Below are 9,729 nucleotides of genomic sequence, written 5' to 3'. Positions count from 1 at the left end.
GACCACAAGCTCTACCAGTACATCCGTGGCTAGAGCGACAGGTCTGTTGTGCTCTTAACTAAGCAGCACGAAGATTTTCGGCAGCGGACTTGCCCGTGCGACGGTCCGCGACGACGTCATAAGACAGCGTCTGACCTTCGCTCAGAGTACCCATACCGGCACGTTCGACCGCGCTGATGTGAACAAAGACATCGTTGCTGCCGTTTGATGGTTGGATAAAGCCGAAGCCCTTTTGGGTGTTAAACCACTTCACTGTACCTGTGTTCATCAGGTCTTCCTTTCGTATGCGCGCAGGACCTGGCGCACGGAGTTGCGGCCAGTCGTCCGGTTAGTCGATGTTGGAGAATGTCTGAAACGTGCGCGCCGTCAGGATCTGAGGCGAAAGCGGAACAGTTGTTCGGCCAGTATCGATACGTGAGACAGTACACTAGCAGTTGACAGACTTCAAGAAGAAAGCCAACGGCGCGTTAGCGTGGTAGTGCACCGATGGTCGAGAAGAGCACGTCGACCCGGCGACTAGCGCCGGCGAGGCTTGAGTGGTCCAAGTTGGATCGGAAGCATGGTATGTTCCACATGTCGGGATCAGCTACAAACGCGACAGAGTAACGTCCTTACGTTCCCTCCAGAGCGTTTTGAAGGGTCTTGAGTAGATACTCAGACCTCCACGACTTCCCGACATTGACGGCATCGCGCAGGACTGGGTGGACTTGGAGGTCGGCGGCAACGTAGCCGCTGGCAAGAATGAACGGTACCGACATCGCCCGGAGCGCTTGCGCGACGGGGGTGACCCATTCTCCAGCGAGGTTGACATCGAGGATGGCCGCGTCGGGCCGGTCAGCCCTCAACAGCTTCAAAGCGCCATCAACGTCTGGGACGGGACGGATCACGCGGTATCCGGCAGCCCTTAACTGGGTGTCGAGCTCCAATGCGATGAGATACTCATCTTCGACAACCAAGATTCGGGGAGCGTCGTGCACAATGTGTCCCCGGGGTTCAAGACTCCACAGGCGCGGTGATATGAACCCTTAAACCGGTTGGCTCATACTTCAGTTCCACGGCGCCGCCTAAGCCCTGCACGGCGCTGAGATCGATCAGCCTAGAGCCGAAGCCGGAGCGAGTTGGCGGAGTGACGGGTGGGCCGTTTTCCTCTCGCCAGTCGATGTGCAGCAAGGTTTTGCCTTGCTCTTCCGACGTGAGCCAGCTCAGGTGGACGCGCCCTCCAGTGTTGGAGAACGCTCCGTACTTCCACGCGTTTGTGACAAGTTCATGCAGAATGAGGCTCATCGGCATGATCTGCTGACGGTTGAGACGCACAGCCGGTCCGGGGGTCACCCGGTATCGCTCCGGGCCCGCCGCCTTCAGTGATTGCTCCACAAGGGCACTCAGATTGGCTTCAGCGCTGCTGGCCAGCGCGATGGTCTCGGCTTCGGCGACAGCCTGGAACCGTCCCAAGAACGCATCGCGGTATTCCGTGGCTGTGCGGCCCTCCACATCTGTCTGATTGGCAAGAGAGCGTACGATCCCCAGAAGGTTCTTCATCCGATGGCGCGTTTCCGCGAGAAGAATGTCTTTTTGGACATCTCTTTGCCGCCTGTCGGTCACGTCCTCAAAAAGGATTAGGAGGCTGGTGCTGTTATTGTCAGGGTGAACGAGACGACGTGCGCTGACCAGCATTGTGCGCGGACCGATGGTCGGGAACTCGGCTGTCACTTCGTATCCGACAACAGCCGCAGACCTGGGAATGATCTCGCTCACGAGACGCCTGAGTTCGGGGATGTCCCATTGTCCGTCACCTAGATCAAACAGGCTGCGCCCCACGGTATCGTCGCGACCCACCCTGAAGGTTTCGTAGAACCCGCGATTGGCCGTAAGGACGCAACCCGCTGGGTCGAGCACCAGGAGGGGCTCCTCCAGTGTGTCAACGATCCCTTGCGCCTGGACATGCTCGCTGCGCAGAAGCCGGTATAAGTCTTCGAGATTCATCTGCCCGCTCACCCAGAGGTTTCTTATAAGCTAATACTGGGCGGGGTCGTTCACAAAGGAAATTGGGCCAGTATGCTGGTAAAGATGTCCGCACTTAACGCGGGCCCGTCCCAACTAAGAGCCACTGAATGTGGCTCAAGCGTCCTGACACTTGCCCTCGAGTCCGTTCAGGGTATCTGCGAGCGCTTCCGCTGAACACCTGGGCGCGACCCTGCTTCTCACAGGATGTCTCCTCGTGGCCCTTAGCCGAAGAGCGCCTCGGCAGTCGTGATGTCCGCTGTCGCTTGTAAACCGGACGCGTAGTGAATTTCCCTCGACGTGACCCGTTGCGGAAGTCGGTGTCGTACGTACACCCTCTCGCGTCGTGGCGCTTGGAAGCAAGCAGCATTGATTATTCTGGAAGGCCCGCTTTGCGGAGACCGTTAGCAAACCTGGCGAGGTCCTCAGCGTGGCGAAATGGTGCTAAATCTTTTAAATTGGAGGCGCGCAAATCGGGACTGCATTCAAGAGCTTGTGCCATGCCTGTCCGAGCTGGCTCAAGCCGCCCAGCTAAGGCATTGCTGGCTGCAAAAACGCAAATTGCCAGCAGGGAAGCCGGATTGTCGCGCATTGCTTTTTCAGCCCATGACGACGCCATGTCATAGCGGCTCGCGAGAAAATGGGCATACGCCACGGCTCCGTGCATTCCTGCCATGGACGGATCGAGCGGACTCAGCCGCATGGCCCGCGCAACGTGATCAAGTGCAAGGTCCGGCTCACCTCTCCAGACCCTCAGCCAGGCACTAAGCGACCACGTTTGCGCTAAGTTGGGACTTACCGCGAGCCCCCGATCCATGAAAGCCGCTGCGTCATCGTATTGGTGGGCTATAAAGGCCAGCGTATATCCACCCATGCACAGCGCTACTGGGTCGCCTTCGCCGAGATGCACTGCTTTTCGAGCCAGCCGGATAGCTTCGGTACGTTCTTGCACATGGTCGGTCATCCAGTGATGCGCCTTGAGCAACACATAGCACCACGCCGCCATGCCATAGGCGATGGCCAGGCTGGGGTCTAGTTCGATCGACTTGTAAAAGAGCTGGAGGGCCTCTCGGTTCGAGGCCCTGGTCCACCGTCGAGCTTTCGCTAGTCCCCGCAGATAATAGTCATACGCATTTAAATTTTCAGTTGGCTTGCGCCTTGCCCGCTTGATCTCCTCCCGTTGCAGCTTTGGAGCGATTGCAGCCACGACGTTGGAGGTCACATGGTCTTGCAACTCAAACATATCTTCGAGCGCTCCATCAAAACGGTCGGCCCAGAGATGTGCTCCGGTTCCGGCATCGATAAGCTGCCCGGCGATGCGAATACGGTTTCCGGCCCTGCGCACACTACCCTCGAGCACGTAACGGACGCCTAGCTCGCGGCCCACCTGTTTCACGTCCACAGCCCGGCCTTTGTACGTGAAACTCGAATTGCGTGCGATTACAAGCAGCCAGGGAAAGCGTGACAACGCCATCGTGATGTCCTCCACGATGCCGTCCGCGAAGTACTCCTGCTCGGGGTCGGCACTGAGGTTCTGGAAGGGAAGCACGGCAATCGACGGTCTATCGAGGAGGGCTAGCGCAGGTCTTTGTATTGCTGTCGTCCCCCGATCCATAAATTTGAAAACGCGTACTGGTCTGGCAATATTCTTAAAGTTCTGCTCGCCCAGATCGACGAACTCGACCGCAATCTTGCCAAGCACGTGATCGTAGACAGAGGACGCGACGCAGATACCACCCGGCTCTGATATGCTCTCAATCCGAGCGGCAATGTTGACGCCGTCTCCAAAGATGTCATGTGGCTCGACTATCACGTCGCCAATATTGACGCCTATGCGAAAAGCAATGCGTTTGTCTTCTGCCTCTCCACTCGTAAGTTCCTTGACGCGGGTCTGAAACTGTACAGCGGCTCGAACCGCTTCGACGGCGCTTGGAAACTCTGCCAAGAACCCGTCGCCGGTGTTCTTCACAATGCGGCCGCCGTGCTCGGCGATTGCCGGGCTAACAGCGTCCGTTAGGAGCGCGGCCAATTTGGTATGGGTGGCCTCTTCGTCGCCGTGCATGAGGCGCGAATAGCCAGCGACGTCAGCGGCCAATATCGCCGCCAACCTGCGCTCAACCCGGCTTGGTCGGTCTTGCACCATGACCGCAATCCAACTGTTGCTGTACTGTACGACGGATCGGATGGGATGCCCAGCTAGGCAGATGTCGGCTTGAGCGCCGCTTTGTGGCCGTTAAGCGGGACCGTCAACCAATATGGCCGAACGGCTGCGCGTGACCTGTTGATGCCCTATGGTGACCTCGCCATGGTGCCATCCATGATCTTACACATCAGGCGCACCCTGGACCGCGCCGAAATCGACAAGATCATTGTGGACGTGCTTGCGCGCAAGGCATTGGCAGTCGCACATCCGCGGCGGGCCGATTGGCGTAAGGCCGAACTGGGTGCGAGCCGCTTCCGGTCAGAATGTCACGCCGATGCCGCAGCCTTGCTACGATCTGCGCCAGATCGGGTGCGGTAATCGGAGGTACCAAGGAGCAGAAGGCGCGGCGATGTAACCGGCCTGATAATCTTGATTGGCCCCAGCGTCTGATAGACGTTGGGCCATTGCTTTTAAATCGTGCTCATTGGCGGGAAGAGGTCGGCTCTTTGACGCCAAGCTGAAGGATATGCTCGGCCGAGGCCTTACTGGTTGTGACGCCAATCCTGCGCCCATCCGCCGCATGTGCCTGCATTGAACGCGACGACTGTCGAAACGTGATACTCTACGCATCGTCGTCCTCGAGCTATGATGAGGTACGAATGAAGCGGCGGGAGTTCATCGCGGGCACTGCGGTGCTGCTCGTTTCGCCGCGGCGTTTGCGGGCCGAAGGCACGCCTCGCCGAATTGGTTTCTTGGGCGGATTCCTAGATCCTCAGGGTCGCGATGCGTGGCGCAGCGGTTTGCGCGAAAAGGGCTGGATCGAGGGTAAGAACCTGCTCGTCGAATATCGCTTTGCCGAAACCCCAGATCGCATGCCAGCCTTAGCTGCGGAGTTGGTGGCGCTAACTCCCGATCTGGTAATTGCTCTCGGGCCGTCACCAGCCCTCGCCCTTAAATCGGCAACTGCTACCGTTCCGATTGTATTTGTGGTGGTCGCCGATCCCGTTGGGCTTGGCCTCGTCCAAAACCTCTCGCGTCCAGGCGGTAACATCACCGGTCTTGCGAGCTGGGTGCCGGGAGATTGGACCGGCAAACAAATACAAATCCTCCGGGAACTGGTTCCTGGCGCCTCGAAAATTGCGCTCTTGGTCAATCCTGGCAATCCCATGCACAGGCTGTTGTTAGCCGAGGAGGCACCAAGCGCAGCCCAGAAGCTAGGCGTGGCTCTGCCGATAGTTGAGGCGACCACCAACGAGGATCTTGATATGGCCTTTGCCTCGGCCGCCGCCCAGCGCGCCGATGCAATCATTGTATTGGGCGATGTTCTGATCATTCGCCAAGCCCCACGAGTTATCGCGCTCGCGGCGAAACATCATCTGCCGGCAATGCATTTCTTCCGACAATTCGCTGATGGCGGGTTGGTCGTCTATGGCCCCGATATATTCGATCTATTGCGTCGTGCAGGCAGCTACGCGGATAAGATCCTCAAAGGCATCAAGCCGTCCGATCTGCCCGTAGAGCAGCCGACCAAATTCGACTTCGTGATCAACATGAAGACTGCCAAAGCACTCGGCCTCAGCGTGCCGACCTCCTTACTTCTTCGCGCCGATCAAGTGATCGAATAGAACTTGGCCGCTGCGATGCAAGAGTCCGTTCATGGCCCAACTCGGACCTCTGGTGAGGTCCGCTATTGCGCCGCTATCAGGGGCACAGCGGACCTCATACGCGCCCTGACTGCGGCGCGGGCTTATGCGCACACGCCCTAGCTAGCGCTTAGTCGAAAACACCACGGATTGGTCATCGAATTCACTAGTCGGGAGCATGCCTGCAGCGGCTGTTAATTCTCCGATCGACATCGTGTTCGAGACGGCACGGTCGGCAGAGGACGAGTGTGACCCAATGGTGGCTGCGGTGGTGGCGGCAGCAATGAGAGCAACAGCTAAGCCAGTGATCGTACGATGCTTGGTCATAGGAATCTCCGCTCCCCGCCCCAATGGACGTGGGTCGCGGAATTCCTGCAAAGGTTCAACAATGACAGACGGATAATGAAATTTATAAACGTCAGCGTGGCTGCACAAGGTGACGGCCACGAACGGCCTGAGCGTCGATCGCCTCGTGGTGTTGCGGGGCCGCTGGTGCTTCCGGCGAGCTGCCCGATGTCCGGTGCCGGGGACCGTCAGAACTGATCCTGCACCGGCTTGTAAGCCGGATGCTTCGGGTTCTTGACCTTGACCCAGTGCGTGCAGCACCCCGCACCATAGGCGCGCTCGCGTGCTTGGAAACCATACCCTCGAGGCCCATCTTGCAAGCGGCCCGAAACAGGTCGGGGCCGATCTCACCTTGCTCATAGTCCGCAACGAAAATGCCCTCCGGCCTGCGTGCCAGCAGGGGTGTCAGACCTTCTGATATGGGACTACTGAGGCCCCTTGTCAGCTAGTTCGCGAGCAGCCAAGCTAAGCTCCAGCTCTCTGAGCTGTTCGATCACAGTTCTACGATTTCCTCATAGTCGGAGCGCGATAGCGAGTCCACGCCGCGCGCTGTCATCTGGTCGTGGAGGATGGCTGCCATCATGGCTTTGACGCTCATGCGCCCTCGTCTGAAAATCGGATCGTCATAAAATCAATCTGAAGTAGATGCCAAAGATTGCGGGTGCGCAACGGCCATAGAATTACGGACTCCACGTAGCCGCGACTAAGTTCGCGTGCAGCACGGGATGCGAGTGGTGTGGGAGCACCATCCAGGCCTTTCCGCGTGGCGAATGCGAAAGTTTCGGTCAGATGAACATGATCGATGCAGTGCGGAACCGAATTGACTCGACTAAAGGGAATTCATTGGTTCCACTGAGAGAACCGCCGGTTGCACTCCAACCCAGGAGGAGCCGCATGCTCAGAGAGCCTCATTTCGATACGTATTCGATCCCGGCACGCGTCTGTTTTGCCATTGCGATGTTTGGTGGCGCACTACTGATCGCCGTAGCGGTTACGAGCATCTACTTTCTAAAATAGCGGCTTGGAACGGTGGTGCAGCGCATGGCGTTGAGCACCATGCCTAGAGAGATCGCCATAACGCTCTGGTCCCTAGCCGCCGCCTGCTTGGTGGCGTTCAGCGTTGCCGCGCTCGTATCCCCACATTAGCAAGTAAGGTCGCCTGAGTTGGCGGCCTCTTTAGTTGACGTAAGGCGGCGTCCAATCCCTCCCTGAGAGTGCTCCAAGGAGCAGCGGCCCCACCAACGCTGTTACACATGGCGAGGCCGCCTGCGCTGCGGGCTCGAGGCTGGAGGGCTTTGAGCCCGAAGGTCCCCTACGCTGGCCACCTGAGGATTATATTACTCAAAAAAGGCACTCACAGTGGGGGTCCTAGGTGTCCTGATTAGAACAGCATTAGCAGCCGCCGAAGTCGTTTGATTTAGCTCAAGGCTCGCTGTGGCACTGGATCGAACGTCGGTCTGTGAGCAAGCCCGACGAACCGCCTCCGGGTCAGGAGCCACCTCCCGAGCCGTCACGCCTTGAGGGGGCACTGCGGGTCGTTGAGGAGTACGTTGAAAGTCTGCGCGAGATCATCAAGAAGCTGCGCCGAAAAATGAATTGAGGCCGCCTCAGTTGGCGGCCTTTTCATTTTCACCGAGAAGGCCGGGATGCAGCTCCTGGCCCTTAGCGAATCACGCTGGATCCCATCGGATGTCGGCTATCGGCGGTAGACCGGACGCCAGGCGACGCTTGCCTGAACCGCCGCTTGTGACCCCAAGCGGACCTACGGGCGCAATGCGGCAAAATCAATTTATCGATGCGCGCCTATGGCCTGGGGGACGCGAGACGCGCAAACAGGCGCCTCGTATCCGGGCTGGGTGCCGTCTTTGCGCTGGATCAATACCCGGCCAGCGCTCAGGCAGGGCCGTATATCGAAGGGCACCGGGGCCGGGGCTGCGCCAGCGCCATTTGAAACTAGAGCCTATTAGGGCCCGGCCGGTTCAGGCGGGCCGTTCGCTAGCCAGGCGGCAGCCGAAATATGCCTTTATTTTCTGTCTCTTCCGGCGATTTAAACAGGCCCAAAATAGTGCTTGCAGCAAGGACCACACGGTTTTGCCGTACGCACGGCCCGCCATTTCGCCGCAGTTTTTCCAGGCCCTGTCGACGAAGCCGGAAACTTACAGACGAGACGAAGCCTAGCAGCGCCGCTCGTCCGCACGCGGTTACGGACTCACAGGGACTACCCGCCCTGCCCGTACCTCTCGTGCCGACGCTGCCGCGTCCACCGCAAGCCCGGCTCGCGATGGTGACGACACATGATCGCCCCTCTTGGATGAGCCGGGATGGGCGACACATACGCCGAAACCGAATTTCGGTAAAGTGGAATATTTTTGGCGACGAGGATTGACAGAGGGCGACACAGGCTCGGTGCCGTAGCCCGGAGGAGCCAACGGGTCGGCGCGGAGCGCCGCCCGATGATGACAGGCTCCGCGCAATCCGGGACGGTGCGAGACGCCGGGCGATCGGCCCCCGGATTACGCTTCGCTCCATCCGGGCTACAAGGGTACCGACGCATCAAAAAAAGGGCGGCGCAAAGCGCCGCCCTTTTCGCGCAACCCATTCCGGGCCGCGTTGAAAACAGCCGCTCAGTAGCCCGGATCGTAATAGAACGGACTGCCGCCGCCGTAATAGCCTTGACCGCCGTAATAGCCCTGACCGCCGTAGTAGGGACGCGAACCATAATAGCGGTTCTCGTAGTAGTCGCGGCGCCGCTGCTCGGCGATCACCCCGCCGATGATCCCCGCCGCGGCGCCCATGAAGGCGAGGCCAGCGGCGTTCGACCCGCGCCGATAATAGTGGCGACGACGGGCCGCGCTGAAATCGGTGACGTCGGATGAGCCCTGCCCTGCCGTGACGGGCTTCGCTGACACCGCCCCGGGGGACGCCGCAGCCGAGGGCGATGCGGAGGTTGCGACCAATGCCAGGCTTGCGAACGCGGCCAGCACCATGTTGCGGCCGGCTGCGGAAATCATGGGTCTCACAGTCATTTTGACCTTCCTATAATCTTGCCGATGCTCTTGCCAAACGTAGGGATCTGCAAACCGGATTCAATGCGCAAACCGTTGAGATGGTTTCATGTTCGCGGCAATCTGCCACGCTTTGAACGATTGTAAACCGAACGACCAACTCGCAGCTTGAACCATCGAACCTGAGCGGATAATGAACAGCCGCGCCGTTTTTCGGTCGCCGTAAGCGTTTCACGTGAACCAACGCATCAACCGACGCCGTCGGGATCGATGCCATTTGCAGGGTTCAACGTGATCGACGCGTCCTTTTCCAAGAGAAATCAGATGATTGTGGTTCGCAAACTGCCGGCGCGATATGCGCCGATCGTGATGCCGTTCGTGCTGTCCATCCTCATGACGGCCGTGGTGTCGGTCATTTCGACGCTCCGGAGCTTAGGGGCGACGCCGGCATTCCTCGCGACCTGGCCGGGCGCCTGGGCGCTGTCCTGGCTGGTCGCCTTTCCGACGCTGCTGCTGGTGCTGCCGATGGTGCGGCGGATCGTGACGCTCCTCGTCGCGGCCCCGCCCCAACCAGGCCGATAGCCAGGAGCGA

Annotated in this window: 8 protein-coding genes; 3 read left to right on the top strand and 5 right to left on the bottom strand. The window is 59.2% G+C overall.

Annotation, left to right across the window (positions count from 1 at the left end):
- Positions 1-58 precede the first annotated feature (58 nt).
- From GA0061098_RS38715 to GA0061098_RS38700, 4 genes are all read right to left on the bottom strand, one after another.
- A complete protein-coding gene (locus GA0061098_RS38715) occupies positions 59-268 on the bottom strand; it encodes a cold-shock protein (protein ID WP_016839772.1) in 210 nt (69 codons plus the stop codon).
- A 343-nt stretch (positions 269-611) separates the two neighbouring features.
- On the bottom strand, positions 612-956 hold the full coding sequence (locus GA0061098_RS38710) for a response regulator (RefSeq protein ID WP_091966696.1): 345 nt from the start codon (positions 954-956) through the stop codon (positions 612-614).
- A gap of 37 nt (positions 957-993) precedes the next feature.
- The gene (locus GA0061098_RS38705) at positions 994-1,983 is read right to left on the bottom strand and encodes a sensor histidine kinase (protein ID WP_091966694.1); all 990 of its coding nucleotides are present in this window, start codon (positions 1,981-1,983) and stop codon (positions 994-996) included.
- A gap of 391 nt (positions 1,984-2,374) precedes the next feature.
- Positions 2,375-4,144: an adenylate/guanylate cyclase domain-containing protein gene (locus tag GA0061098_RS38700; protein WP_091966692.1), complete on the bottom strand. Its 1,770-nt coding sequence runs from the start codon at positions 4,142-4,144 to the stop codon at positions 2,375-2,377.
- A 69-nt stretch (positions 4,145-4,213) separates the two neighbouring features.
- Here GA0061098_RS38700 and GA0061098_RS38695 point away from each other — a divergent pair, with 69 nt between their 5' ends.
- On the top strand, positions 4,214-4,522 hold the full coding sequence (locus tag GA0061098_RS38695) for a hypothetical protein (RefSeq protein ID WP_091966689.1): 309 nt from the start codon (positions 4,214-4,216) through the stop codon (positions 4,520-4,522).
- A gap of 281 nt (positions 4,523-4,803) precedes the next feature.
- A complete protein-coding gene (locus GA0061098_RS38690; protein ID WP_091966687.1) occupies positions 4,804-5,769 on the top strand; it encodes an ABC transporter substrate-binding protein in 966 nt (321 codons plus the stop codon).
- Positions 5,770-8,756: 2,987 nt separating this feature from the next.
- Here the strand turns inward: GA0061098_RS38690 and GA0061098_RS38670 are convergent.
- Positions 8,757-9,158, bottom strand: coding sequence for a hypothetical protein (locus GA0061098_RS38670; protein ID WP_091966683.1), 402 nt, complete (start codon positions 9,156-9,158; stop codon positions 8,757-8,759).
- Positions 9,159-9,461: 303 nt separating this feature from the next.
- Between GA0061098_RS38670 and GA0061098_RS38665 the strand changes: the two genes are divergently transcribed.
- Positions 9,462-9,719 (top strand): DUF2798 domain-containing protein, encoded by a 258-nt coding sequence (locus GA0061098_RS38665; RefSeq protein ID WP_038949196.1) that lies wholly within the window; start codon positions 9,462-9,464, stop codon positions 9,717-9,719.
- The last annotated feature ends 10 nt before the right edge of the window (positions 9,720-9,729 follow it).

Source organism: Bradyrhizobium shewense (genome assembly GCF_900094605.1).
In the GTDB taxonomy this organism is placed as follows: Bacteria; Pseudomonadota; Alphaproteobacteria; order Rhizobiales; family Xanthobacteraceae; genus Bradyrhizobium; species Bradyrhizobium shewense.
This window is presented reverse-complemented; position numbering and strand designations above follow the sequence as displayed.

Coding starts and splice junctions, on each gene's coding strand:
- GA0061098_RS38665 (WP_038949196.1), top strand. CDS start 9,462: ATGATTGTGGTTCGCAAACTGCCGGCGCGATATGCGCCGATCGTGATG.
- GA0061098_RS38715 (WP_016839772.1), bottom strand. CDS start 268: ATGAACACAGGTACAGTGAAGTGGTTTAACACCCAAAAGGGCTTCGGC.
- GA0061098_RS38690 (WP_091966687.1), top strand. CDS start 4,804: ATGAAGCGGCGGGAGTTCATCGCGGGCACTGCGGTGCTGCTCGTTTCG.
- GA0061098_RS38705 (WP_091966694.1), bottom strand. CDS start 1,983: ATGAATCTCGAAGACTTATACCGGCTTCTGCGCAGCGAGCATGTCCAG.
- GA0061098_RS38670 (WP_091966683.1), bottom strand. CDS start 9,158: ATGACTGTGAGACCCATGATTTCCGCAGCCGGCCGCAACATGGTGCTG.
- GA0061098_RS38700 (WP_091966692.1), bottom strand. CDS start 4,144: ATGGTGCAAGACCGACCAAGCCGGGTTGAGCGCAGGTTGGCGGCGATA.